The sequence below is a fragment of the Marisediminicola sp. LYQ134 genome (genome assembly GCF_046599635.1).
GTDB lineage: Bacteria > Actinomycetota > Actinomycetes > Actinomycetales > Microbacteriaceae > Marisediminicola.
In genome coordinates this window covers 1,442,031-1,465,576 of sequence record NZ_JBKIWP010000001.1, presented here as the reverse complement: position 1 = coordinate 1,465,576, position 23,546 = coordinate 1,442,031, and the positions used below count along the sequence as shown (strand labels likewise).

Here is a 23,546-nt window from a genome sequence, read left to right as displayed (position 1 = left end):
GACGTCAGCTCGCGGCGTGCCGCCGGGCGATGCTCACGTAGCGCGTCGCGTTGTCGGCGATGTGCGCCCGCTCCTCGGCGGTCAATTCGCGCCGCACCCTCGCGGGCACCCCCGCGACGAGAGACCCGGGCGGAACCACCGTGCCCTCGAGCACGACGGCTCCCGCCGCCACGAGTGACCCCGCGCCGATGACGGCACCGCTCAGCACCGTCGAGTTCATGCCGATGAGGCAGTCGTCTTCGATCGTGCACCCGTGCACGACGGCGCCGTGCCCGACGCTCACGCCGTCTCCGATGACCGCGGGAGACCCGCCGTCGCAGTGCACGACGCAGTTGTCCTGGATGTTGCTTCTCCGGCCGATCGTGATCGTGTCGACGTCGGCGCGCACGACGGCACCGTAGAACACGCTCGAGTCGGCGCCGAGAGCGACCCGACCGACGAGAGTCGCGGTCGGTGCGATCCACGCCGTCGCATCGAGGTCGGGGGAGTGCCCGTCGAAGGGGAGTGCGGTCATCGGGCCGGCGCCGTCAGTGCGCGGAGGGTCGGGAGTCTCGCCGCGACCGCCTCGAGAACGTCGACCGACCCCGCGTACACGCCGTCGCGCCGCGGCCAGTGCACGACGACATCCGTGAAGCCGAGGGAGGCCGCGCGCGCCGTCGCGTCTTCGAACGCCGCGACACTCTCGAGGGCGAACGACCCTCCGCTGTCGAGCGAGAGGTAGCGATCGATCGCCGCGGGATCGCGCCCGGTCGCGGATGCCGCGGTGTCGAGTCTCTCCGCGAGCGCGGCGACGGCGTTCCACCAGTCCTGTCCCGTCGCCCCCTCCGGCCCCGTCGTGACCCACCCGCTGCCGTGTTGGGCGACCACACGGAGCCCCTTCGGCCCGTTGGCTGCGAGCACGAACGGCACGCGCGGCAGTTGAGCGGGTGTGCCGACCATGCGCGCGCCGTGCGCCTCGAACCACTCACCGGTGAGCGTGATGCCCTCCGCCCACGCGGTGGGCTCATGCCGCAGCAGAACGTCGAGGTGCTCGACGAACTCCGCGAACCGCTCGTGCCTCTTTCGCGCCGAGAGCTCGGGCTGCCCGAGCACCGTCGCGTCGAAGCCCGTTCCGCCCGAGCCGACGCCGAGGATGACGCGGCCCCCCGCGATGTCGTCGAGGGTAGCGATCTCCTTCGCGAACGGCACGGGGTGACGGAAGTTCGGCGACGACACGAACGTGCCGAGACCGATCGTCGACGTCACGGTCGCGGCGGCCGTGAGCGTCGGGATGGTCGCGCCCCACGGCTCACTCGCGAGCGAGCGCCACGACAAGTGGTCGTAGGTCCACGCGTGGTCGAACCCGAGTTCTTCGGTGGCTGCCCAGTGACGCCGGGCGACCGCCCACGGCTCCTGGGGGAGGACGACGATGCCGAAACGCATGCGTCGAGCCTATGCCGCTCATCGGTGTTCGGGGGCGGTGCTGGTCGGGGTCGGGGCCGATCGGGCTCGGAGCCGATCGGGCTGGCGTTAGCCGCGGGCGTGCGGCTGATTGCGCACGAGCGCGAGGGCGTAGTCGTCCCACCACTCGCCGGCGGGCGGGCCCCCGTTGCACGTTCCGTCGCTCTGACCCGGGTGCTTGATCCACAGGAGGGCGTCGAGAGCGGAGACCCCGGACGCGACGGACGGCGCGGCGCCGATAGCCGCGCCCGCGGGGTTGCACCAGGTTCCGCGCCATCCGGTGCCGTTGCGCGAGATGTCGATCACGTAGCGCTTGCCTCCGAGCAGCTGCGACACCGTGTCGGCGTAGCGGGTCTCGTCTGCCGTGGTCTTGAAGTTCGAGACGTTCGTCGCGAAACCGCGCGCGTCGTGCACCCCCGCGTCGACGAGGAGCGCGGCCATCTCCGTCGGCGGCACCCAGTTCGAATTGCCGGCATCGAGGTAGACCGAGAGTCCCGCGGCCCCGAGGATCTCCACCGCGTGCTTCACGAGGGGGATGCGGCGTGGCGCCTCGCCGGGGCACCGGTCGCCCGACAGCATCGCGAGAGCATCCGGTTCGACGATGACCACCGCTCCCGAACCCCGCAACGCGTCGGCGACGTCGCGGTTCCACTGCAGATACTCGGTGGGGGTGAGACCCCCCGCCGAGTAGTTGCCGCAATCGCGATTGGTGATGGCGTAGGTCACGAAGACGGGCGTCGTTCCCTGGGCCGCCGCCGTCGCGACGTGTCGCGTGATCCGCGAGGTGAGGACCGCGCCCCGGTACCACTCGCCGAGCCAGATCGCGGTCGGCCGGTCGCTGATCTGCGCGATGAGCTCCGCAGACGCGGCGTCGCCCGCGGCGAGGAAGCGCTCCTTCGCTCTCACCGCGCTCGAGTCGGTCTGGCGCATCGGGCCGCCAGGGAATATCTCCGACGGGGTCTTCATGTCGAGCGGTGACACGGGTCCGACGAACGACACGGCTGTTCCCTCTCCGACGACGGTCGCGGCCGGGGGCGTCAGGATCGACGGCGCGAGCGGGTTTCCCCCGCTCGCGGTGGCGGGCGGAGTAGCCGCCGTCGCCCCGAGCGTCGCCGCGAGAGCGGTCGCGACCGCGAGAACGACGGCGGATCGAATGGCCTTTCCGCGCAGTGCCGTCACGCGCATCGCGAGTCCCTCCCCCGAAGAACCGGGTCGCGCGCCACCCCCGTGGCGCGACCGGTCTCAGCAGGATCGCACGGCGTGAGCCGTGAAGACGGGGTTTGACCCGCTCTGGGGGTGCGGCGCCGATAACGTGGGAGCCGTGATCATCCGCAGCTACCGCACCGACGACACCGAGGCCGTCGTGGCCCTCTGGCGCGAGACCGACCTCACCCGCCCGTGGAACGACCCCTACCGCGACATCGAGCGGAGCGTCGCCGAGAGACCCGAGCTGTTTCTCGTCGGATCGCACAACGGTGCGGTCGTGGCCACGGCGATGGGGGGATACGACGGGCACCGCGGCTGGGTCTACTACTTCGCCGTGTCGCCCGCCCACCGCGGTTCGGGATTCGGACGCCGCATGATGGCCGAGCTCGAGCGACGGCTCACGGCTCTCGGATGCCCCAAGCTCAACCTCCTCGTGCGCGCCGACAACCCCGACGCCGTCGGGTTCTACGAGGCGATCGGCTACAGCCCCGACGATTCCGTGAGCCTGGGGCGCCGCCTCATCGAGGAGTGACCCCGGTCGAGGGCTCCCGGCACCGGGTGACCGTCGCACCGCGACGGGGTTAAACTCGACTCACCATGGCCACCTTCGGAAACCTCACAGATCGCCTCGCCGATACCTTCAAGAACCTCCGCGGCAAAGGAAAACTGAGCCCCGCGGATGTCGACGGAACCGTGCGCGAGATCCGTCGCGCTCTGCTCGACGCCGACGTCGCCCTCACGGTCGTCAAAGACTTCACGGCGCGCGTGCGCGAGCGCGCCCTCGGAGACGAGGTCTCGAAAGCGCTCAACCCGGCCCAGCAGGTCGTCCAGATCGTCAACGACGAGCTCGTCACGATCCTCGGCGGTGACCTCGACGGCGGCGAGCAGCGCCGCATCCGGTTCGCGAAGACGGCCCCGACGATCATCATGCTCGCGGGCCTCCAGGGGGCCGGAAAGACCACGCTCGCGGGCAAGCTCGCCAAGTTCCTCGCGAAAGACGGCCACACCCCGATGCTCGTCGCGGCCGACCTCCAGCGCCCCAACGCCGTGACCCAGCTCCAGGTCGTCGGCGAACAGGCTGGCGCCCACGTGTTCGCACCGGAGCCGGGCAACGGAGTCGGCAACCCCGTGCGCGTCGCGAAAGACGCCGTCAAGTACGCGCGAGATAAGCAGTACGACGTCGTCATCGTCGACACGGCCGGGCGCCTCGGAGTCGACGCCGACCTCATGAAGCAGGCCGCAGACATCCGCAAGGCCGTCGACCCCGACGAAGTCTTCTTCGTCATCGACGCCATGATCGGTCAAGACGCCGTCGCCACGGCCAAGGCGTTCCAAGACGGCGTGGACTTCACCGGGGTCGTGCTCTCGAAGCTCGACGGCGACGCGCGCGGAGGAGCGGCCCTGAGCGTCGCCTCCGTCACGGGTCGCCCCATCATCTTCGCGTCGACGGGAGAGGGGCTCGACGACTTCGAGCCGTTCTATCCCGACCGCATGGCGAGTCGCATCCTCGACCTCGGTGACATCCTCACGCTCATCGAGCAGGCGCAGCAGAACTTCGACGAAGAAGAGACGCGCAAGGTCGCCGAGAAGCTCGCGACGGCGACCTTCACCCTCGAAGACTTCCTCGCGCAGATGCAGCAGCTCAAGAACATGGGTTCGCTCAAGAACATGCTCGGCATGCTCCCCGGAGCCAAAGGCATGCGCGAGCAGCTCGACAACTTCGACGAGTCGGAGATCACCCGCACCGAGGCGATCATCCAATCGATGACCCTGCAGGAGCGACGCCAGCCGAAGCTCCTCAACGGGTCGCGTCGCGTGCGCATCGCGCGAGGGTCGGGAACGACCGTGACCGAGGTCAACGCCCTCGTGCAGCGATTCGACCAGGCGGCCAAGATGATGAAGACCGTCGCCAAGGGCGGAGTGCCGCAGGTGCCGGGGATGGGCCCCATCCCGGGAGCGGGGTTCGGCGGTGGCCGCGGCAAGAGCCAGCCCAAGAAGAAGGGCTCGAAGTCGGGCAACCCGGCCAAGCGTGCGGCCGAGAACGCCGCACTCGCGGCGGGGACCAAGCCGTCGGGAGCCCCCGCGGGCACCGGGTTCGGGCTCGGCGGCGGCACGGGGTCGTCGGGCGGCCCGACCGAAGAGGAGCTCGCCTCGCTGCAGAAGTTCCTCGGGCGCTGATCTTCGGCGCTGACTTCGGGCGCTGACCTGCCCTGCGGGTCGCGCGCCTAGTATGCGGGAATGACTTCAGCTCAGCGTCCCGTCCGCATCGGCGTGCAGATCGCGCCCCAACACGCGTCATACGAGAAGATCCGCGACACCGCGGCCGCCCTCGAAGACGCGGGCGTCGACATCCTCTTCAACTGGGACCACTTCTTTCCCCTCTTCGGCGAACCCGACGGCCTGCACTTCGAGTCGTGGACGATGCTCGCGGCGCTCGCCGAGCAGACGAGCCGCGTCGAGCTCGGGGCGCTCGTCAACTGCAACAGCTACCGCAACGCCAACCTCCAGGCCGACATGGCCCGCACGATCGACCACATCAGCGCGAAGGGCGGCACGGGCCGCTTCATCTTCGGCACGGGGTCGGGCTGGTTCGAGCGCGACTACGAGGAGTACGGCTACGAGTTCGGCACGGCGGGCCAGCGACTCGATGCCCTCGCTGCGGGGCTTCCCGTGATCGAGGAGCGCTGGGCCAGGCTCAACCCCGCACCGACCCGCGACATCCCCGTGCTCATCGGCGGCGGGGGAGAGAAGAAGACCCTCAAGATCGTCGCGACGCACGCCGACATCTGGCACAGCTTCGCCGACGTGCCGGCGCTCGAGCACAAGCTCGGCGTGCTCGGTTCGTGGTGCTCCGAGGTGGGCCGCGACATCCGCGACATCGAGATCTCGAACGAGCTCAAGGGGCGCACCGTCGAGACGGCCGACGAACTGCACGATCGCGGCACGACGCTCTTCACGATCGGTCTCTCGGGCCCCGACTACGATCTGGCTCCCGTGCACGACTGGCTCGCCTGGCGCGACGCGAAGAACGCCTAGCACCCCCCTGTACGCAGTTTCCGCGAGCGTACGCCGGATCCGGCGCACGCTCGCGGAAACTGCGTACATCGGCGGGGCTCGGCGGGGCTGCTCGGGTTGGAGCCGGGCGGGGCTGCGCGGGATTCGCGGCGCGCGTCAGAGGCCGTCGCGCAGCTCGCGCACGAGCGAGGCGACCACGGCCTTGAGGCTGCCGCCACTGCTCTCGGCGACGGCGAGCTGGCGCTGGTAGCTCGCGCCCCGGTCGAGGATGCGTTCGACACAGCGCAGCTCCTCGAGACACCCGAGCCTCTCGGCGATCGGCTCGAGGCGGGGGAGCATGGCGCGGATGTCGTCGGTCACGAGCGCTTCGTCGCCGGACGCGTTGCGGATGATGATCGCGTCGAGGCCGTACCGCGCCGCACGCCACTTGTTCTCGCGAACGAACCACGGAGGCATCGTCGGGATCTCGTGTCCGTCGTCGAGAGTCGTCGAGAACTCCTCGACGAGGCACTGTGTGAGCGCGACGATCGCGCCGACCTCCTCGAGGGTCGCCATGCCGTCGCACACGCGCATCTCGATCGTTCCCCAGCGCGCCGACGGGCGGATGTCCCACCGCAGCTCGTTGTAGTGGTCGATGACCCCCACGTGCGTCATGTCGTCGACCATGGCCTCGTAGTTCGCCCACGCCTGGAACTGCGGGGGGAGACCCGCGGTCGGCAGCTGCTGGAAGAGCATCGCGCGACTCGACGCGTAGCCCGTCGATTCGCCCGTCCAGTAGGGGCTCGAGGCGGAGAGCGCTTGAAAGTGGGGGATGTACGCGAGCAGCCCGTTGATGATCGGAAGCACTTTTTCGCGGTCTTCGACACCCACGTGCACGTGCACGCCCCAGATCATGAGCTGGCGGCCCCACCACTGCGTGCGGTCGATGAGGGTCGCGTAGCGCTCCTTGTCGGTCACCTGCTGCGCGAACCACTGGCTGAACGGGTGGGTGCCCGCGCACATGACGTCGACGCCCATCGGCTCCGCGATGGTGCGGACGGTGTCGAGGCTGCGCGCGAGGTCGGCGACGCCGGACCCCACCGTGCGATGAACGCCCGTGACGATCTCGACCGTGTTGGTGAGCAGCTCGGCGGTGATGTGCGGGTTCGCGGTGCCGTCATCCGGTTCCACGGCAGCGAGGATCTCGGGCGCCGCGGGGGCGAGTTCGCCGCTTGCGTGGTCGACGAGGGCGAGCTCCCACTCGATGCCGAGAGTGGAGCGGTCGGACCTCGCGAATTCGATCTGCACCAGCGTGCCCTCCGTCGTGACTGCGACCGATCGGTCGCGAGCGGTGCCCTCATCCTGACAGTCGCGCGGCGGTTTGCGCGTCGCCCGACGATCGTGTTCGGCGGTGTCGTCGTTTTTCTGACAGAATGGTCAGTCGAGTCCTCGCCCGCCCGACCCTCTAATCAGGCGGCGAATGGATTCCCTCAGAGCTCGTGTCGAGTGTGCCCCCACGCTCACGCCATCAGTTCGATCACTCAAATCGATTCAGGAGAATTGTGGCTGTAAAAATCCGTTTGAAGCGCATGGGAAAGATCCGCGCTCCTTACTACCGCATCGTCGTCGCCGATTCGCGCACCAAGCGCGACGGCCGTGTCATCGAAGAGATCGGCAAGTACCACCCGACCGAAGAGCCTTCGGTCATCCAGGTGGACTCCGACCGCGCGCAGTACTGGCTCGGCGTCGGCGCTCAGCCGACCGAGCAGGTCGCCGCGCTTCTCAAGCTCACGGGCGACTGGGGCATCTTCAAGGGCGACAAGAGCGCCTCGGAGAGCACCGTCAAGGTCAAGGAGCCCAAGGTCGGTTTCCAGGCCGACGAGAAGAAGAAGGCCGTGCTCAAGCCCAAGGCTGAGGCGCCCGCGCCCGCGCCCCAGGCCGATGAGGCACCCGCTGCACCCGCCGAGGCCGAAGCGGAGACCGAGTCGGTCGACGCTCCCACCGGCGACGCCGACAAGGCGTAGTCAGTGCTCGCTGGCGCACTCGAGCACCTCGTCAAGGGGATCGTCGATCACCCTGACGAGGTGCGCGTGGTCGAGAAGAATTCCCCCCGCGGAGATGTGCTCGAGGTGCGCGTGCATCCCGAGGACCTCGGTCGCGTGATCGGTCGCGCCGGTCGCACGGCGAAAGCGCTGCGCACCCTCGTCTCGGCTATCGCCGACGGCAAGCGAGTGCGTGTCGACGTGGTGGACACCGATTTCTAGTCCAGCGCCGTCGAACAAGACCCAGTTGCGGGTCGGTCGCCTCACAAAGGCCCACGGGCTCAAGGGCGCGATCAAGGTCGAGCTTTACACGGATGCCCCGGAACGACGTTTCGTTCCGGGCGCCGTGTTTCAGCTGCAAGTGCCCACGAGCTCCTCGTGGCACGGCAAGACCATCGAGCTCGTCGAGCTCAAGTGGTACAACTCTCACGCCGTCGCATTCTTCAAGGATGTTCCCGACCGCGATGCCGCCGAGTCTCTCGTCAAAGCCATCCTGTGGGTCGACCAGGACCTCGCCGAGAGCCCCGACGAAGAGGATGCGTGGTACGACCACCAGCTCGTCGGGCTCGCGGTCGTGCGTGATGGTGTGACGATCGGTCGAGTGACGCTCGTCGACCATCTGCCCGCGCAAGATCTGTTGCACGTGAAGACGGAGTCGGGCGACGTTCTCGTGCCGTTCGTCAAGGCCATCGTTCCCGCCGTCGACATCGCCGCGGGCACCGTGACCGTGACACCGCCTCCCGGTCTCTTCGAGGAGCTCCCTGACGAGCCGGAGCACGAGCCGGAGTCGGAGTCGACCGCCGAGCCTGCCGAGGCGGCAGCCGTCGAAGCGGCACCGGTCGAAGCGGCACCCGTCGATACGGCACCTCCGGCCGACCAGCCCACCTGATCGCTCGCGATGCGCATCGACATCGTCACGATCTTTCCCGAGTTCTTCTCGGTGCTCGACGTCTCGCTCCTCGGCAAGGCTCGCAAGGCGGGCCGGATCGAACTCGGCGTGCACGACTTGCGCGACTACGCCTACGACCGGCACCGCACCGTCGACGACACCCCCTACGGCGGGGGAGCGGGCATGGTCATGCGCCCCGAGCCGTGGGGCGACGCGATCGACAACATCCTCTACGCGAGCGAGGGACGCGGCATCGCCGACCCCGTCATCATCTTCCCGTCACCCGCGGGGGAACGCTTCACTCAGGCGATGGCAGTCGAGCTCGCGACGGAGCACCAGCTCGTCTTCGGTTGCGGCCGATACGAGGGCATCGACCAGCGCGTCGTGGACTACGCCTCGACGCGGGCGCGCGTGCGGCTCGTGAGCATGGGCGACTACGTGCTCAACGGCGGGGAGGTCGCATCCATGGCCATGATCGAGGCCGTCGGCAGGCTCATCCCCGGTGTCGTCGGCAACCCCGCGAGTCTCGTCGAAGAGAGCCACAGCGACGGCTTGCTCGAGTACCCGAGCTACACGAAACCCGCCGAGTGGCGTGGTCGAGCGGTGCCGCCCGTGCTCTTGAGCGGCAATCACGGGGCGATCGCGCAGTGGCGGCGCGACCAACAGCTCGAGCGCACTCGGAGGGTGCGTCCCGACCTGCTTCCGCCCGAGTAGAGCCCCTACCCGCCTAGCTCGAGCGGGCGGTCAGAACGACGGGGCCGTCATCCGTGATGGCCACGGTGTGCTCGGCGTGCGCGGCGCGTGATCCGTCCATCGACCGCAGCGTCCAGCCGTCGGGATCGGTGAAGATCTCGCCGGTCGACTGCATGAGCCACGGCTCGATCGCGAAGACGAGGCCCGCCCGCAGGGGAAACCCGCGCCCCGGGCGACCGTCGTTGGCGATGTGCGGGTCGCCGTGCATCGTGCGACCCACCCCGTGTCCACCGAAATCGGTGTTGACCTCGTAGCCCGCACTTCGCCCGACGGCGCCGATCGCCGCAGAGATGTCGCCGACGCGATTGCCGACGACCGCGGCCGCGATGCCGGCGTCGAGCGACTTCTGCGTGACGTCGATGAGCCGGAGGTCTTCCTCTTTCGCGGTTCCGACGACGAACGACACGGCGCTGTCGGCGACCCAGCCGTCGACCGAGACGGCGAAGTCGAGGCTCACGAGGTCACCGTCGCGTATGACGTAGTCGAAGGGGAGACCGTGCAGGGCGGCGTCGTTGACCGACGTGCAGAGCACCTTGCCGAACGGGCTCGCGCCGAACGACGGGTGGTAGTCGATGTAGCAGCTCTCGGCACCGCGCTCAGTGATCCTGCGGTGCGCGAGGCGGTCGAGGTCGAGCAGGTTCGTTCCGACGGCGGTCGCCGCGGTCAGCTCGGTGAGGACGTCGGCGACGAAGGAGCCCGCGGCCCGCATCTCGTCGATCTCTTTCGGTGTGCGCAGCTCGATCATCCCCCCATTCTCCCCGCTTCGACGCGTACCCTGGCACCATGTGGCTTCGTCGAGCGTTCTACTACGTGCAGATTGCCGCGATCGTCGCGGTTCCGCTCTGGATCGTCGTCGCCCGATCGATCGCGACCGAGGGGGTCGGCGCCATCGGCGCCCTCGTCTTCGTCATCTGGCCGACCCTCGCGATCGCGATGGTCGCGGTCCTCTTCCTCACGTGGGGTCGCAAGTCGGTGCGATCGACACGAACACTCTCGTGGATCGATGTCGGCGCCCTCTCGGCGTGGTACCTCACGGCGATCGGCTACGGCGTGGCGATCGCCGTCGCCGACTCCCTCTTCGCGGGCCTCCTCGCCGGCGTGCTCTTCCTCGTGACGGTCGCCGTGTTCTGGGTCGCCGTGTGGCAGCTCATCACCGCGGCGCGCAAGAGGGTCGAAACGGTTCTCGCGTCGCTCGATCAGACGGCGGTGCCCGCGGGGGAGTATCAGGCGACCCGATTCGCGCGGGGTGACGGCGACGTCATCCGCATCGACCCGCCTTCGGGATCCAGCAGCTCGCGTTCGTAGCGGTGCAGCGCGGTTCTGTGGCAGAATAACCCCTTGTGCCATTGCTCGGCCCTGCCACAGGGGGGTCCGCGCTGACGGTCGAACCGTCACTGCACACTCACACACTCCAGCTTCACCTGAACAGTGATCGACCCGTGGCGGTCACAGAGAGCGAATCAGCCATGCACATTCTCGACCACGTCGACGCCGCGTCACTGCGCAACGACATCCCCGACTTCCGCGCGGGAGACACCGTCAAGGTGCACGTGAACATCGTCGAAGGCACGCGCTCGCGAATCCAGGTCTTCCAGGGCGTCGTCATCGGCCGCTCGGGCGAGGGCATCCGCGAGACGTTCTGCGTTCGCAAGGTGAGCTTCCAGGTCGGCGTCGAGCGCACGTTCCCCGTGCACTCGCCCGTCATCGACCACATCGAGGTCGTCACCCGCGGCGCCGTCCGTCGCGCGAAGCTGTACTACCTGCGCGACCTGCGCGGCAAGAAGGCGAAGATCAAAGAGAAGCGCTGACGCTTCCCCCAGCATCACCCTGAGCTCCCCTCCGCGTACGATGGAGGGGAGCTCAGGGGTTTAATGACAGATACAGATCCTTCGTCGCGGCCCGCGGGCGCGACCCGGGATGACGAGGCGGCCGATCGCCCATCCGACAGTCGTTCGCGAGGCGTGTTGCTCTTCGTGAGAGACATCGCCGTCATCTTCCTCATCGCGATCATCGTCTCCGTCGGCATCAAGACGTTCCTCATCCGGTCGTTCTACATCCCCTCCTCGTCGATGCAGAACACCCTGCAGATCAACGACCGCATCATCGTCAACCAGCTCGTGCCCGCAGCCATCGACATCGAGCGCGGCGACGTCGTCGTCTTCCGCGATCCGGGCGGGTGGTTGCCCGATCGCCCCGAGCCCGAGGTCAACCCCGTCGCGGGTGCCGTCGACTGGTTCTTGACCCTCGTGGGGCTCAGCGCCTCCGACAGCAACGACCACCTCATCAAGCGAGTCATCGGTCTGCCCGGCGACGTCGTCGCGTGCTGCAACGAGCTCGGCCAGATGGAGGTCAACGGGGTCCCCCTCGACGAGCCCTACCTCGATCTGCCCGACGGCGTGACCAAGGTCTCGTTCGACGACTTCGAGGTGACGGTGCCCGAGAACTCGCTCTGGGTCATGGGCGACAACCGCTACAACTCGCGCGACTCGCGCTACAACCCTCAGCCGCCCGCACTCGGGTTCGTGCCGATCGACAACGTCGTGGGGCGCGCCTTCGTCGTCTCGTGGCCGATCAGTCACTGGAGCTGGCTCGACAACTACCCCGACACCTTCCGCGGCGTCGACCCCGCAGGCGACTGACGTGGCGGTGGCGGATCCGACCCTCGACCTCGAGGCTCGACTGCACTCCGACGGCCACCGCTTCGTGATCGGTTGCGACGAGGTCGGTCGCGGGGCACTCGCGGGCCCCGTCGCCGTCGGCTTCGCCCTCGTCGACACGGCGGTCGACCCCATCCCCGCGGGCCTGCGCGACTCGAAGATGCTGAGCGAGAAGCGCCGAGAAGAGCTCGCCCCGCTCGCGCACGCGTGGGCACGCTATTGCTCGGTCGGCATGGCTACGGCCCGCGAGGTCGACGAGATCGGTCTCTCGGCCGCGCTCGGCCTCGCCGGGCGGCGCGGGCTGCTCGAACTCCACGCTGCCGGAGCCGACATCTCGTCGTCGATCGTGCTTCTCGACGGAGCCTTCGACTGGCTCAACCCCGCCCTTCGAGCGCCGGTGCTCGTGGAGCTCTGCGTCAAAGCCGACCGCGACTGCGCGTCGGTCGCCGCGGCATCCGTCATCGCGAAGGTCGCGCGAGACCGGCTCATGATCGAGGCGGATGCCCGGCACCCCGGCTACGAGTGGGCGGGAAACAAGGGCTACGGTTCCGCCCGTCACCTCGACGCGATCGCACGGCTCGGTGCGACGGACCTGCACCGCCGCTCGTGGCTCAAGTCGGCGGCGCCCACGACCGCGCCCACGACCGTGGCTCTCGCGTCCTGAGCGATTCGCGAGGCGTTGCGGGCGCGGCGGTCGACGTGCTGCGCGAAGCGTAGGATTGCCGCAGCATGGACGACGACGTATTCGAGGATTACGACCGCGAGGTCGAGCTCGCTCTCTACCGCGAGTACCGCGACGTCGTCTCGCAGTTCCGCTACGTCGTCGAGACGGAGCGCCGCTTCTACCTCGCCAACGACGTCGCGCTCGTGAGGCAAGACACCGAGCACGACTTCTACTTCGAGCTCACCATGAACGACGTGTGGGTGTGGGACGTCTACCGCTCCGACCGCTTCGTGAAATCGGTGCGGGTCTTGACGTTCAAAGACGTCAACGTCGAGGAGCTCTCGTCGAAGGAGCTCGAGTTGCCCAAGGATCTCGCGCTCGACGAGTAGGGCGCACGCCGATCGTTCCCTTCCTCCCCAGGTCGGCCTAGCCCGGCGGATGCCTCCGCTGCGAGTTCGGCGCCGCCAGGCGCGCCGCACCTCCGCCACGCTCGATCGCGGAGGTGCTCATGGCGGCGAAAGACGAGCTCGGCAGGCGGGGTGAAGACCTCGCGGCAGCCCACTTGAGCGGCAAGGGGCTCACGATCCTCGAGCGCAACTGGCGGTGCCCGCTCGGCGAGATCGATGTCGTTGCGAGAGACGGTTCGACGATCGTGTTCGTCGAGGTCAAGACGAGGTCGAGTTCGCTCTTCGGGCATCCGCTCGAGGCGATCACGACCGTCAAGCTCGCGCGGTTGCGCCGGCTCGCGGGAGCATGGTGCGAGGCGCACCCCGGTGCGGGCGGCCGAGGCGCGCACGTCCGCATCGACGCCGTCGCGGTCATCGCGCCCTCGGGGGCCGAGCCCGTCGTCGACCACCTCGAGGGGGTGTTCTGATGGCCGTCGCGCGCACGAGGGCGGTGTCTCTGCTCGGACTCGCGGGAGCGATCGTCGACATCGAGGCCGACATCTCGAGTGCGCTGCCCGCGTTCGTGATCATCGGACTGCCCGACAGTGCCCTGTCCGAAGCCCAGCATCGGGTCCGCGCGGCCGCGGCCAACTCGGGGCTCGAGCTCACCACCCGCAAGCTCACGATCAACCTCTCGCCTGCCGCCCTGCCGAAACACGGGTCGGCGTTCGATCTCGGCATCGCGCTTGCGGCCCTCGCCGCCGGTCAGACGGTGTCTGCCGAATCGGTCGAGCGGGTTGTGCATCTCGGCGAGGTCGGGCTCGACGGACGACTGCGGCCCACCCCGGGCATCCTGCCGGCCGTTCTCGCGGCCGCGCGAGCGGGCGCCGAGACGGTCATGGTGCCGAAGGCGAACGCCGACGAAGCGAGCCTCGTTCCCGGGGTGCGCGTGGTCGGGGTCGCCTCGCTGCGCGACGCCGCCATCTGGCACGGGGGAGAGTTCGACCCCGTCCCCGTCGAGGCGGTTCCGCTCTCCGTCGACACCGGGCCTCCGAGCGACGACGACTCGCTCGACCTCGCCGACGTCATCGGCAACGACGACGCTGTCGAAGCACTGCTCGTCGCGGCGGCGGGTGGCCACCACATGTTCATGCTCGGCCCGCCGGGCTCGGGCAAGACGATGCTCGCCTCCCGGCTGCCCTCGATCCTCCCCGACCTCGACACCGACGCTGCCCTCGAAGTCAGCTGCCTGCGGTCGCTCGTCGGGATGCCCGTGGGCACGTCACTGCGCACGCGGCCCCCGCTCGAATCCCCGCACCACACGGCTACCGCCGCCTCCATCATCGGGGGAGGGAGCGGCACGATCCGTCCGGGCGCTGCGGCCCGCGCCTCCCACGGTGTGCTCTTCATGGACGAAGCCCCGGAGTTCGCGTCGTCGGTTCTCGACGCCCTGCGTCAGCCCCTCGAGAGCGGCGTCATCAGCATCCACCGGGCCAACTCCGTCGCGCACTTCCCGGGCAGGTTCCAGCTCGTGCTCGCCGCCAACCCCTGCCCGTGCGGTCACTTCGGAGACCGCGACGCCGAGTGCACGTGCCCACCGCACTCGCGACGCCGCTACCTCGCGAGGCTCTCCGGCCCGCTCCTCGACCGCATCGACATCCAGTTGCGCGTGCACCGCATCACCTCGGCGCAGCTCCGCCTCGTCGACGACGCGCCGCGGTCCCGCTCGGCCGACGCTCGAGCGCGCGTCGTGACCGCGCGAGCAAGCGCCCGTGAGCGCCTCGCCACGACAGGGTGGCAGCTCAACAGCCACGTACCCGGCGCGTGGTTGCGGTCGCCGCGAATGAGGCTCGGCACCACGACGACGGCGCCGATCGATCGCGCCCTCGAGCGCGGCGGGCTCACGATGCGCGGATACGACCGCGTCTTGCGCGTCGCCTGGACGTTGAGCGACCTCGACGGATCCCCCCTCCCCGGCGCCGACCACATCGGGCGCGCGCTCTACTTGCGAAAGGCCATGGCGTCATGACGATGTTCGGACTCACCGAGGCTGTCGTCGCACCCCTCGTGCGCGCGGTCATCCCCGACAACGGACTCGATGCGGATGCCGCGGTGCTGCGCTCTCCCGACCGCGACGAGATCGCCGACAGGTTCGCTCGCGCGACCTGGACCGGCATCGCCGAACCCGGCGACCGTGTGGCCGGCGTGCTCGTGAGGGTGCTCGGTGCGGCTCCCGCCCTCACCGCCGTCGTCGACGCGTGGCCCGTCGAGAAGCTAGCCGAGAGGCTCGCCGACCGTGCCGCCGAACGCGCCGCCGTCGCGGATTCCGCCGCACCCAGCTCGGTGTCGACGGACGACCTCGCGGCGGCCCTCGCCCGCTGGCGGCCGCGCGTCGTGTCGGCGACCGCTCTGACCTCCCTCACGCAAGCGCAACGCTACGGCGTGCGCCTCGTCCGCCCGGGAGACGCCGGTTGGCCTACGGGAGTCGACGACCTCGGCGACCACGCCCCGATCGCGCTGTGGATGCGGGGAAGGGAGACCACCCTCGAGACCCACGCCTCATCCATTTCCCTCGTGGGCGCGCGTGCCGCGACGAACTACGGCGAACACGTGACGATGGAGGCATCCGCGGGGCTCGTCGATCGCGGATACACGATCGTCTCCGGAGCCGCCTACGGGGTCGACGGGATGGCGCACCGAGCCGCGCTCGCGAGTTCGGGCGAGACGATCGCCGTGCTCGCCGGGGGAGTGGACCGGTTCTACCCGAGCGGACACGACGCCCTCCTCGCACGCATCGTCGAATCGGGGGCGGTCGTCTCCGAGCTCCCGTGCGGGTCGTCGCCCACGAAGTGGAGGTTTCTGCAGCGCAACAGGATCATCGCGGCGATGAGCGGCGCCACCATCGTGCTCGAGGCGGGCTGGCGGTCGGGCTCCCTCAACACGGCGGGCCACGCGGCCGCCCTCGGTCGGCCCCTCGGAGCGGTGCCCGGGCCCGTCACGAGTGCGGCGTCTGCGGGGTGCCACCGACTCATCCGCGAGTTCGACGCCGTGTGCGTCACGAGCGCGGAGGAGATGGCCGAACTCGCGCCCCTCGAGTCCCAGCTGCACTCCGAGCCCGACACGGCTACGGCCGGCGAGGCGCACAGCCGTCGGGGCCGCCGCAGCGACGGAGACCGACCGTCGGCCGAGCAGACCCGCGTGCTCGACGCTGTCACCTCGAGGTCGCCGCGCACCGTCGACGACATCGCCGCGCGCAGCGGCCTCGCGGTCGACACGGTTCGCGGAGTGCTCGGCACCCTCGACCTGGAGGGAGTCGTGCGCCGCGTCGAGCGTGGTTGGGTGCGGTGACGGCGGCCGCGTCTACTCTGGTCGCGTGACCAGCATCGGACAGCACCCCGCAACGCCAGCCGCTCCCGCGCACGTCATCGCCCACTTCAGCGACACCCACTTCCTCGGTGGCAACCGCCCGCTGCACGGGGCCGTCGACACGCAGAGCACCCTCGAGCTCGCGCTCAGCCAACTCGAGAGATCCGGAACCGCGCCCGAAGCGATCGTCTTCACCGGAGATCTCACCGACCTCGGCGAACCCGAGGCCTACGACCGACTCCGCAGCATCGTCGAACCGGCGGCCGCGCGCCTGGGTGCCGAGATCATCTGGGTCATGGGCAACCACGACGAGCGCCACCTCCTGCGCTCCCACCTCCTGAACGACTCGGGCGCCACCGATCCCGGCGCACCCTACGACCGCGTGCACACCCTCGGCGGGCTCCGCGTCATCGTGCTCGACACGACAGTGCCCGGCTACCACCACGGTGAACTCGCCGCCGATCAGCTCGCGTGGCTCCGCGGACAACTCGCGACTCCCGCAGCGCACGGCACCCTGCTCGCCCTCCACCACCCGCCGATCCCGACATCCATCGACCTCATGAGCGTTCTCGAACTGCAGCGGCAGCACGAACTCGCCGACGTCATCCGCGACACCGACGTGCGAGGCATCCTCGGGGGCCACCTGCACTACACGACGCACAGCACCTTCGCCGGGGTGCCCGTGAGTGTCGCCTCGGCGACGTGTTACACCCTCGACTTGAGTGCCCTCGCCGGCACCTTCGCGGGAGTCGACGGCGGGCGCGCGTTCAACCTCGTGCATGTCTACGACGACCGCGTCGTGCACTCCGTCGTGCCGATCGGCGACTCGCCCATCGTGAGCGGGTTCAGCGAGACCTTTCTGCGCAACATCGCGGCGATGACCCCCGACGAGAGGGTCGAGGTCTTCTCCAACAAGGCATCCACCGTGACCGTCGCCGACATCGAGAACCGGTGAGCGCGCCGTGACGACAGACCGATGATGCGCGGCACCCGATGACCGTCGAGCGGGAACCGAAGCGCGCGACCGCCCTCGAGCGCACCGTCGACGAATTCGCCACCCATCTCGTGGTCGAGCGCGGTTTGAGCGAGAACACCGCGCGCGCCTACCGATCCGACCTCGCAGACCTCGTGGACTTCGCCGCCGAACACGGCGTCGCGAGCGCGAGCGACGTCACCCTCGAGGTGCTGCGCGACTGGTTGTGGCGGGCATCGGAGCGGGGGCTCACGAGCGCGACCCTCTCGAGGCGATCCGCGTCGGCTCGAGCCCTGACCGCGTGGGCGATGCGAGCGGGGCACACGCCGACCGACGCGGGTGTGCGACTCAAAGCCCCGCGCGCCGACAACCACCTTCCGCGGGTGCTGACTCGCGATCAGGTCGACGCGTGCCTCGAGGTGCTCGAGCAGCGCGCAGCGACGGGCCACCCCGAGTCGATCCGCGACGTCGCGATCGTCGAACTGCTCTACGCGTCGGCGCTGCGCGTGAGCGAGCTCGCCGGTCTCGACGTGCGCCACGTCGACATGGCGAGGCTCACGGTGCGCGTCACCGGCAAGGGCTCGCGCGAGCGCGTCGTTCCGTTCGGCGTGCCGGCGAAGTCCGCCGTCGAGCGCTACCTCGTCGACGCGCGCCCCACCCTCCTGCCCGAGGCGAGCGATCGCCCCCGCATCGAGCCCGCACTGTTCATCGGATCGCAGGGGCGCCGCCTGGGAGTGCGCAGCGTCTATCGCGTCGTCGCCCGGATGCTCGCCGACCTCCCCGGTTCCGGATCGTCGGGGCCGCACACGCTCCGTCACACCGCGGCGACCCACCTCCTCGACGGCGGTGCCGACCTCCGCGCCGTGCAGGAGATGCTCGGACACGCGAGCCTCGGCACCACCCAGATCTACACGCATGTCTCCACTGAACGACTCAAAGACAGCTACCGTTCCGCGCACCCCCGGGCGTAGCGGGGTCACTCGAGCGGGCGGGTCGGCAGGAGCACGGCTCTCGGAATCCCCGTGAGATAGAGGAGCGGCGAGACGTATGCTCCGTCGAGCCTCGCCCCCAGGTGCAGGCAGGGTGCCGCGCAGTGGCCGGCCTCGAGCGTGCCGATCTGCTGCCCCCGCGCCACGATGTCGCCCTCAGACACCGACGGGTCCACGGGCTCGAAACTCGACACGAGCCCGTCGGCGTGTCTGATCGACACGACGGGTCGATCGACGACGACGCCGGCGAAGTGCACGGTTCCCGCTTCGGGTGCCGTGACCTCGGCCCCCTCGGCAGCCCCGACATCGATGCCGCGGTGCCCGGCCGAGTATGCCGTCGCCGGCGCGACGAACTCGCGCACGATGACGTGGGGGGAGGGCGCCGGCCACGCCCACCTCCCAGGCTCGCCCCGATTCGACGGGTCCGAGCCCGGCACGGTGAGGGAGACAGCCTCTCCCGCCCCGCCGCGCACCGACGGGGGCGGTGAAGCCCCCACGATCGCGAGGCACACGAGTGCCGTCGCGGCGAGGCTGAGCCGGGATACCTCGGCGAGGCGGGACGGGAGCGACATGGCACCGAGTCTCGGCCCGGGCGGCCGTCGGAAGATGCTCGCGGCGTCCGTCCGTGGATACCCGGCGACCGCGCCGGTTCTGCAGGACCGGTGCTAGTATTACTCTCGCAGCGCGCGTGCGCGCTGACTACGCGTGCCCATCCGGCCGCCACATCCACTCAGTCACTCTCCGACGGACTCGTCCGTCGCCGGTGCGGATGTGCGCCAGGGCACCAGGGATCGCGCCACACGGCCGCGACGACAAACTGAGTTGGCGGGCTTCGCCCTGCCGGAAAAGGAGACGGCCATGGCCGTTGTCACCATTCGCCAGCTGCTCGACAGCGGTGTCCACTTCGGACACCAGACCCGTCGCTGGAACCCGAAGATGAAGCGCTTCATTCTGACCGAGCGCTCGGGCAGCCACATCATCGACCTGCAGCAGTCGCTCGCCCACATCGACAAGACCTACGACTATGTCAAGGACACCGTCGCCCACGGCGGAACGATCCTCTTCGTCGGAACGAAGAAGCAGGCTCAGGGCTCCATCGCCGAGCAGGCTCAGCGCGTCGGCCAGCCCTACGTGAACCAGCGCTGGCTCGGTGGGCTCCTCACCAACTTCCAGACGGTCTCGAAGCGCCTCGCGCGCATGAAGGAGCTCGAAGAGCTCGACTTCGACGACACCACGAAGGGCTTCACCAAGAAGGAGCTCCTCATCAAGAAGCGTGAGCTCGTGAAGCTCAACCGCAGCCTCGGCGGAATCCGCAACCTCACCAAGACCCCGTCGGCGATCTGGATCGTCGACACCAAGAAGGAGCACCTCGCGATCGACGAGGCGCACAAGCTCGGCATCCCGGTCATCGCGATCCTCGACACCAACTGCGACCCCGACGACGTGCAGTACCCGATCCCGGGCAACGACGACGCCATCCGTTCGGTCGGACTCCTCACCCGCATCATCGCGGATGCTGCGGCCGAGGGTCTCATCCAGCGTCACCAGAAGCCCGACGAGGCCGACGCTCCCGTCGAGCCCCTCGCGGCGTGGGAGGCTGAACTGCTCGGACAGGCCGACGCGCCCGCCGCCGACGCTGCTCCCGCGGCCGACGCCGCAGCGACCGAGGCCCCCGCAGCGACCGAGGCTCCCGCAGCCGAGGAGCCCGCCGCCGACCTCCCGGTCGAAGAGAACGACGCCGACGCGGTCGCCGCGGAGAACGAAGCCGCCGCCGACGACACGATCGTCCCCGAGCACACCGTCGAGTCCGACGCTGAGACCGAGGCGAAGATCGAAGCCGAAGCGAGCGACGAGGAGAAGACCCCCGCCGCCCCCACGAAGCCCGCAGCTTCCGCTGCGTCGAGCAAGTAAGGACACCCAGATGGCAAACGTAAGCCTCGCTGACGTCAAGACCCTCCGCGACCGCCTCGGCACCGGGATGGTCGACACCAAGAACGCCCTCGTGGAAGCCGACGGCGACCTCGACAAGGCCACCGAGCTCCTCCGTCTCAAGGGAGCGAAGGGCAACGCGAAGCGTGCCGACCGCTCCACGAGCGAGGGGCTCGTCGCGGCGACTCAGGCATCGGGTGCGACGACAATGATCGAGCTCGCGTGCGAGACCGACTTCGTGGCGAAGGGCGACCGCTTCGGCGCGCTCGGCCAGAACGTGCTCGACTTCGTGTCGACCGCGGGTGCGACGACCGTCGAGGAAGCCCTCGCGGCTCCCGCCGGCAAGCAGTCGGTCGCCGAACTCATCGGTGACGAGGCCGCGGTGCTCGGAGAGAAGATCGAGCTCCGCCGCGTCGCCGTCGTCACGGGTGACAACTTCGAGGTCTACCTCCACCGCACGAGCAAGGACCTCCCGCCGCAGGTCGGCGTGGTCGTCGGCTACACGGGTGACGACGCCGAGACCGCTCGCGGTGTCGCGCAGCACATCGCGTTCGCCGACCCGCAGGTGCTCAGCCGCGACGACGTTCCGGCCGACGAGGTCGAGCGCGAGCGAGCGATCGTCACGGAGATCGCGAAGGGCGAGGGCAAGCCCGAAGCCGCTCTTCCGAAGATCATCGAGGGGCGCATCACGGGCTTCTTTAAGCAAGTGGCACTGCTCGAGCAGGACTACGCGAAGGACAACAAGCAGTCCGTCGCGAAGGTGCTGGAGAGTGCCGGCGTCACCGTCACCGGGTTCGCCCGCTTCAAGGTCGGCGCGTAACACCACGTGTGTCGAGGGGTCCGAGTCGCGTGAGCGGCTCGGACCCCTTTTCGATGCCCGACCCCCTACCCTGTAACGAGCCGCACGCGAGGAGCCCCCATGACATCAGACACCGGTAGACGTCGAGTCCTCCTGAAACTCTCAGGCGAATCCTTCGGCGGTGGCTCCCTCGGGGTCAACCCCGACGTCGTGAGCGCCCTTGCGCGAGAGATCGCCGAGGCCGCGCAGGATGTCGAGGTCGCGATCGTCGTCGGCGGAGGCAACTTCTTCCGCGGCGCCGAACTGAGCCAGCGGGGCATGGATCGTGGCCGCGCCGACTACATGGGCATGCTCGGCACCGTCATGAACGCGCTCGCCCTGCAGGACTTCCTCGAGCAGGCCGGTGCCGCCACGCGCGTGCAATCCGCGATCTCGATGACCCAGGTCGCCGAGCCGTACATCCCGCGTCGCGCCGAGCGACACCTCGAGAAGGGGCGAGTCGTCATCTTCGGTGCGGGAGCGGGGCTCCCGTACTTCTCGACCGACACCGTCGCCGCGCAGCGTGCCCTCGAGATCGATGCCGACGTCGTTCTCGTCGCCAAGAACGGGGTCGACGGCGTCTACTCCGCCGACCCCAACAAAGACTCCTCCGCCGAGCGGATCGACACGATCACCTACCAGGAGGCCCTCGTGCGCGGTCTCAAGGTCGTCGATTCGACGGCGTTCAGCCTGTGCATGGACAACGGCATGCCCATGGTCGTCTTCGGGATGGCCCCCGAGGGCAACGTCGCGGGCGCGATCCGCGGCGACCGCATCGGCACCCTGCTCTCCAACTGATCTGCCGCGACTAAACTCGACTCAAGCCCCACCGAAGGAGACAGCGTGATTGCCGACGTCATGACCGAAGCCAGAGACAAGATGGACAAGTCGGTCGAGGCCGCGAAAGACGACTTCAGCAACGTGCGGACCGGCCGGGCCAACCCCGCGCTCTTCCAGAAGATCCTCGTGGACTACTACGGCTCGCCGACCCCCCTCGCGCAGCTCGCGGGCATGCAGAACCCCGAGGCGCGCACGCTCCTCGTGACGCCCTACGACAAGAGCGCGCTCAAAGACATCGAGCGGGCCCTCGTCAGTGCGCCGAACCTCTCCGCGAACGTCGGCAACGACGGCGAAGTCATCCGCGTGACGCTCCCCGAGCTCACCGAGGAGCGCCGCAAGGAGTTCGTCAAGATCGTGCGCAGCAAGGGCGAGGACGCCAAGGTGTCGATCCGCAACATCCGCCGCAAGGCCAAGGACGATCTCGACGCACTCAAGAGCGAGGTCGGAGACGACGAGGTCAGCCGCGGGGAGAAGGAACTCGAAGCCGTGACCAAGGCGCACATCGACGCGATCGACGACGCGCTCAAGAAGAAGGAAGCCGAGCTGCTCGAGGTCTGAATGTCGGACTCTCCGGAAGGCCCCCAGACACCTCTCGCGAACAACCGCCCGCCCAGGCGTCGCGACGAGTTCGAGGCTCGAGCCTTCGCGACGCGCGACGACATCGTGGCTCAGGTCGCCGCGAGACGCGCGCAATTCGATCAGGCAAACGAGAGGCTCGAGGAGCGCACGGGGCGCAACCTCCCCCTCGCGATCCTGTTCGGGCTCGTTCTCGGCGTGAGCATGCTCTTGAGCCTCATCGTCGTCAAAGAGCTCTTCATGCTCGTGGCCTCGGCCCTCGTGGCGTTCACGGCGCTCGAGCTCGCGAGCGCGCTCCGTTTCGCGGGCCGCGATGTCCCCCGGTTCGCGGCCGTCGCGGTGTCGGTCGCGATGGTGCCCGCGATCTTCTACTTCGAGGGAGAGGGCCTGTGGTTCTCGTTCCTCGCGGCGGTCGTCCTGCTCGCCCTCGCGCGCACGGCCCAACTCGCGACCCCCACCGGGCGCGTCCCCGCCAAGCAGTTCTGGAGTGACATCGGGGCGGGAACGCTCATCGTCGCCTATGCGCCATTCCTCGGCGGGTTCGGGGTTCTCCTCACCGCTCAAGACGGCGGGGAGTGGTGGACTCTCGCCTTCCTGATCGTGGTCATCTCGACCGACACGGGGGCGTACGCAAGCGGACTGCTCTTCGGCAAGCACCCCATGGCCCCGCGCATCAGCCCCAAGAAGACGTGGGAGGGATTCGCCGGATCCGCCCTCGTCGCGGTTCTCGCTGGCGTGCTCCTCGCACTCTTCATGCTCGGGCAGCCCTGGTGGTTCGGGCTCATCTTCGGTCTCACGATGGTCGCGACGGCGACGGTCGGCGACCTGACCGAATCGCTCATCAAGCGCGACCTCGGCATCAAAGACATCAGCACGTGGCTCCCCGGGCACGGGGGCTTCCTCGACCGACTTGACTCGGTGCTCCCGAGTGCCGCGGCCGCCTACGTGCTCTACCTGCTCTTCGCGTGACCGTCCGCGGGGTTACGGCCCTCGTCGGGGCGTGC

28 protein-coding genes are annotated in these 23,546 nt (G+C 69.1%); 22 read left to right on the top strand and 6 right to left on the bottom strand.

All coding sequences use genetic code 11. From position 1 onward, the window contains the following. Positions 1-4: 4 nt before the first annotated feature. The 3 genes from ACLHIH_RS07085 to ACLHIH_RS07075 form a co-directional block, all read right to left on the bottom strand. A complete protein-coding gene (locus ACLHIH_RS07085) occupies positions 5-514 on the bottom strand; it encodes a gamma carbonic anhydrase family protein (protein ID WP_411315999.1) in 510 nt (169 codons plus the stop codon). Next, positions 511-1,422: an LLM class flavin-dependent oxidoreductase gene (locus ACLHIH_RS07080; protein ID WP_411315998.1), complete on the bottom strand. Its 912-nt coding sequence runs from the start codon at positions 1,420-1,422 to the stop codon at positions 511-513. The genes ACLHIH_RS07085 and ACLHIH_RS07080 overlap by 4 nt, the downstream gene beginning before the upstream one ends. Positions 1,423-1,509: 87 nt before the next feature. Beyond that, the gene (locus ACLHIH_RS07075; RefSeq protein ID WP_411315997.1) at positions 1,510-2,625 is read right to left on the bottom strand and encodes a glycoside hydrolase family 6 protein; all 1,116 of its coding nucleotides are present in this window, start codon (positions 2,623-2,625) and stop codon (positions 1,510-1,512) included. 136 nt (positions 2,626-2,761) lie between these two features. Here ACLHIH_RS07075 and ACLHIH_RS07070 point away from each other — a divergent pair, with 136 nt between their 5' ends. The 3 genes from ACLHIH_RS07070 (at position 2,762) to ACLHIH_RS07060 (ending at position 5,682) form a co-directional block, all read left to right on the top strand. After that, positions 2,762-3,178 carry a GNAT family acetyltransferase gene (locus tag ACLHIH_RS07070; protein ID WP_411315996.1) on the top strand — a complete coding sequence of 139 codons (417 nt, stop codon included), beginning with the start codon at positions 2,762-2,764 and terminating at the stop codon, positions 3,176-3,178. A gap of 65 nt (positions 3,179-3,243) precedes the next feature. Beyond that, positions 3,244-4,824, top strand: coding sequence for a signal recognition particle protein (gene ffh, locus ACLHIH_RS07065; RefSeq protein ID WP_411315995.1), 1,581 nt, complete (start codon positions 3,244-3,246; stop codon positions 4,822-4,824). Positions 4,825-4,884: 60 nt separating this feature from the next. Further along, entirely contained in the window at positions 4,885-5,682 is a 798-nt protein-coding gene (locus tag ACLHIH_RS07060) for an LLM class F420-dependent oxidoreductase (RefSeq protein ID WP_411315994.1), read from the top strand. A gap of 135 nt (positions 5,683-5,817) precedes the next feature. Here the strand turns inward: ACLHIH_RS07060 and ACLHIH_RS07055 are convergent, their stop codons facing one another. After that, on the bottom strand, positions 5,818-6,948 hold the full coding sequence (locus ACLHIH_RS07055; protein ID WP_411315993.1) for a glutamate--cysteine ligase: 1,131 nt from the start codon (positions 6,946-6,948) through the stop codon (positions 5,818-5,820). A gap of 254 nt (positions 6,949-7,202) precedes the next feature. Between ACLHIH_RS07055 and rpsP the strand changes: the two genes are divergently transcribed. Genes rpsP through trmD form a run of 4 tightly spaced genes read left to right on the top strand, consistent with a single transcriptional unit; the run spans position 7,203 to position 9,285 of the window. Continuing rightward, entirely contained in the window at positions 7,203-7,664 is a 462-nt protein-coding gene (gene rpsP, locus ACLHIH_RS07050; protein ID WP_411315992.1) for a 30S ribosomal protein S16, read from the top strand. A gap of 3 nt (positions 7,665-7,667) precedes the next feature. Then, complete coding sequence (locus ACLHIH_RS07045; RefSeq protein WP_411315991.1) at positions 7,668-7,904, top strand: RNA-binding protein; 237 nt, start codon at positions 7,668-7,670, stop codon at positions 7,902-7,904. 25 nt (positions 7,905-7,929) lie between these two features. Next, on the top strand, positions 7,930-8,571 hold the full coding sequence (rimM, locus tag ACLHIH_RS07040) for a ribosome maturation factor RimM (protein WP_411315990.1): 642 nt from the start codon (positions 7,930-7,932) through the stop codon (positions 8,569-8,571). A gap of 9 nt (positions 8,572-8,580) precedes the next feature. Next, the gene (trmD, locus tag ACLHIH_RS07035) at positions 8,581-9,285 is read left to right on the top strand and encodes a tRNA (guanosine(37)-N1)-methyltransferase TrmD (RefSeq protein WP_411315989.1); all 705 of its coding nucleotides are present in this window, start codon (positions 8,581-8,583) and stop codon (positions 9,283-9,285) included. Between the two features lie 13 nt (positions 9,286-9,298). Here trmD and map read toward each other — a convergent pair whose 3' ends face one another. Further along, entirely contained in the window at positions 9,299-10,069 is a 771-nt protein-coding gene (gene map / locus ACLHIH_RS07030; protein WP_411315988.1) for a type I methionyl aminopeptidase, read from the bottom strand. A 38-nt stretch (positions 10,070-10,107) separates the two neighbouring features. Between map and ACLHIH_RS07025 the strand changes: the two genes are divergently transcribed. The 10 genes from ACLHIH_RS07025 to ACLHIH_RS06980 all read left to right on the top strand — a co-directional run bounded on the left by ACLHIH_RS07025 (position 10,108) and on the right by ACLHIH_RS06980 (position 18,341). Beyond that, positions 10,108-10,629, top strand: a complete 522-nt coding sequence (locus ACLHIH_RS07025; RefSeq protein WP_411315987.1) for an MFS transporter — start codon at positions 10,108-10,110, stop codon at positions 10,627-10,629. Between the two features lie 161 nt (positions 10,630-10,790). After that, positions 10,791-11,132, top strand: coding sequence for a 50S ribosomal protein L19 (gene rplS / locus ACLHIH_RS07020; RefSeq protein ID WP_411315986.1), 342 nt, complete (start codon positions 10,791-10,793; stop codon positions 11,130-11,132). Between the two features lie 63 nt (positions 11,133-11,195). Next, positions 11,196-11,963, top strand: a complete 768-nt coding sequence (gene lepB / locus ACLHIH_RS07015; protein WP_411315984.1) for a signal peptidase I — start codon at positions 11,196-11,198, stop codon at positions 11,961-11,963. A 1-nt stretch (position 11,964) separates the two neighbouring features. Then, complete coding sequence (locus ACLHIH_RS07010) at positions 11,965-12,645, top strand: ribonuclease HII (protein WP_411315983.1); 681 nt, start codon at positions 11,965-11,967, stop codon at positions 12,643-12,645. A 65-nt stretch (positions 12,646-12,710) separates the two neighbouring features. Next, positions 12,711-13,034 (top strand): DUF2469 family protein, encoded by a 324-nt coding sequence (locus ACLHIH_RS07005; RefSeq protein WP_411315982.1) that lies wholly within the window; start codon positions 12,711-12,713, stop codon positions 13,032-13,034. A gap of 119 nt (positions 13,035-13,153) precedes the next feature. Further along, the gene (locus tag ACLHIH_RS07000) at positions 13,154-13,519 is read left to right on the top strand and encodes a YraN family protein (protein ID WP_411315981.1); all 366 of its coding nucleotides are present in this window, start codon (positions 13,154-13,156) and stop codon (positions 13,517-13,519) included. Then, positions 13,519-15,060 (top strand): YifB family Mg chelatase-like AAA ATPase, encoded by a 1,542-nt coding sequence (locus tag ACLHIH_RS06995; protein WP_411315980.1) that lies wholly within the window; start codon positions 13,519-13,521, stop codon positions 15,058-15,060. Before ACLHIH_RS07000 ends, ACLHIH_RS06995 begins: the two co-directional genes overlap by 1 nt. After that, positions 15,057-16,379: a DNA-processing protein DprA gene (gene dprA, locus ACLHIH_RS06990; protein WP_411315979.1), complete on the top strand. Its 1,323-nt coding sequence runs from the start codon at positions 15,057-15,059 to the stop codon at positions 16,377-16,379. Before ACLHIH_RS06995 ends, dprA begins: the two co-directional genes overlap by 4 nt. Positions 16,380-16,404: 25 nt before the next feature. Beyond that, positions 16,405-17,352: a phosphodiesterase gene (locus ACLHIH_RS06985; protein WP_411315978.1), complete on the top strand. Its 948-nt coding sequence runs from the start codon at positions 16,405-16,407 to the stop codon at positions 17,350-17,352. Between the two features lie 38 nt (positions 17,353-17,390). Then, complete coding sequence (locus tag ACLHIH_RS06980) at positions 17,391-18,341, top strand: tyrosine recombinase XerC (protein ID WP_411315976.1); 951 nt, start codon at positions 17,391-17,393, stop codon at positions 18,339-18,341. A 5-nt stretch (positions 18,342-18,346) separates the two neighbouring features. Here the strand turns inward: ACLHIH_RS06980 and ACLHIH_RS06975 are convergent, their stop codons facing one another. Continuing rightward, entirely contained in the window at positions 18,347-18,931 is a 585-nt protein-coding gene (locus tag ACLHIH_RS06975) for a M23 family metallopeptidase (RefSeq protein WP_411315975.1), read from the bottom strand. A 286-nt stretch (positions 18,932-19,217) separates the two neighbouring features. Between ACLHIH_RS06975 and rpsB the strand changes: the two genes are divergently transcribed. The 5 genes from rpsB (at position 19,218) to ACLHIH_RS06950 (ending at position 23,511) form a co-directional block, all read left to right on the top strand. Continuing rightward, complete coding sequence (rpsB, locus tag ACLHIH_RS06970; protein WP_411315974.1) at positions 19,218-20,270, top strand: 30S ribosomal protein S2; 1,053 nt, start codon at positions 19,218-19,220, stop codon at positions 20,268-20,270. Between the two features lie 10 nt (positions 20,271-20,280). Then, positions 20,281-21,108, top strand: a complete 828-nt coding sequence (gene tsf, locus ACLHIH_RS06965; protein WP_411315973.1) for a translation elongation factor Ts — start codon at positions 20,281-20,283, stop codon at positions 21,106-21,108. Between the two features lie 99 nt (positions 21,109-21,207). After that, positions 21,208-21,924: a UMP kinase gene (gene pyrH / locus ACLHIH_RS06960; RefSeq protein WP_411315972.1), complete on the top strand. Its 717-nt coding sequence runs from the start codon at positions 21,208-21,210 to the stop codon at positions 21,922-21,924. 45 nt (positions 21,925-21,969) lie between these two features. Next, positions 21,970-22,524, top strand: coding sequence for a ribosome recycling factor (gene frr / locus ACLHIH_RS06955; RefSeq protein WP_411315971.1), 555 nt, complete (start codon positions 21,970-21,972; stop codon positions 22,522-22,524). Further along, positions 22,525-23,511: a phosphatidate cytidylyltransferase gene (locus ACLHIH_RS06950; RefSeq protein WP_411315970.1), complete on the top strand. Its 987-nt coding sequence runs from the start codon at positions 22,525-22,527 to the stop codon at positions 23,509-23,511. It abuts the gene before it with no gap. Positions 23,512-23,546: the final 35 nt, after the last annotated feature.

Bases quoted from the DNA above. Each gene is read 5' to 3' on its own strand.
- ACLHIH_RS07085 (WP_411315999.1), bottom strand. From the start codon at position 514: ATGACCGCACTCCCCTTCGACGGGCACTCCCCCGACCTCGATGCGACG.
- ACLHIH_RS07080 (WP_411315998.1), bottom strand. From the start codon at position 1,422: ATGCGTTTCGGCATCGTCGTCCTCCCCCAGGAGCCGTGGGCGGTCGCC.
- ACLHIH_RS07075 (WP_411315997.1), bottom strand. From the start codon at position 2,625: ATGCGCGTGACGGCACTGCGCGGAAAGGCCATTCGATCCGCCGTCGTT.
- ffh (WP_411315995.1), top strand. From the start codon at position 3,244: ATGGCCACCTTCGGAAACCTCACAGATCGCCTCGCCGATACCTTCAAG.
- ACLHIH_RS07060 (WP_411315994.1), top strand. From the start codon at position 4,885: ATGACTTCAGCTCAGCGTCCCGTCCGCATCGGCGTGCAGATCGCGCCC.
- trmD (WP_411315989.1), top strand. From the start codon at position 8,581: ATGCGCATCGACATCGTCACGATCTTTCCCGAGTTCTTCTCGGTGCTC.
- map (WP_411315988.1), bottom strand. From the start codon at position 10,069: ATGATCGAGCTGCGCACACCGAAAGAGATCGACGAGATGCGGGCCGCG.
- ACLHIH_RS07025 (WP_411315987.1), top strand. From the start codon at position 10,108: ATGTGGCTTCGTCGAGCGTTCTACTACGTGCAGATTGCCGCGATCGTC.
- rplS (WP_411315986.1), top strand. From the start codon at position 10,791: ATGCACATTCTCGACCACGTCGACGCCGCGTCACTGCGCAACGACATC.
- lepB (WP_411315984.1), top strand. From the start codon at position 11,196: ATGACAGATACAGATCCTTCGTCGCGGCCCGCGGGCGCGACCCGGGAT.
- ACLHIH_RS07005 (WP_411315982.1), top strand. From the start codon at position 12,711: ATGGACGACGACGTATTCGAGGATTACGACCGCGAGGTCGAGCTCGCT.
- ACLHIH_RS07000 (WP_411315981.1), top strand. From the start codon at position 13,154: ATGGCGGCGAAAGACGAGCTCGGCAGGCGGGGTGAAGACCTCGCGGCA.
- ACLHIH_RS06995 (WP_411315980.1), top strand. From the start codon at position 13,519: ATGGCCGTCGCGCGCACGAGGGCGGTGTCTCTGCTCGGACTCGCGGGA.
- dprA (WP_411315979.1), top strand. From the start codon at position 15,057: ATGACGATGTTCGGACTCACCGAGGCTGTCGTCGCACCCCTCGTGCGC.
- ACLHIH_RS06980 (WP_411315976.1), top strand. From the start codon at position 17,391: ATGACCGTCGAGCGGGAACCGAAGCGCGCGACCGCCCTCGAGCGCACC.
- ACLHIH_RS06975 (WP_411315975.1), bottom strand. From the start codon at position 18,931: ATGTCGCTCCCGTCCCGCCTCGCCGAGGTATCCCGGCTCAGCCTCGCC.
- rpsB (WP_411315974.1), top strand. From the start codon at position 19,218: ATGGCCGTTGTCACCATTCGCCAGCTGCTCGACAGCGGTGTCCACTTC.
- tsf (WP_411315973.1), top strand. From the start codon at position 20,281: ATGGCAAACGTAAGCCTCGCTGACGTCAAGACCCTCCGCGACCGCCTC.
- pyrH (WP_411315972.1), top strand. From the start codon at position 21,208: ATGACATCAGACACCGGTAGACGTCGAGTCCTCCTGAAACTCTCAGGC.
- ACLHIH_RS06950 (WP_411315970.1), top strand. From the start codon at position 22,525: ATGTCGGACTCTCCGGAAGGCCCCCAGACACCTCTCGCGAACAACCGC.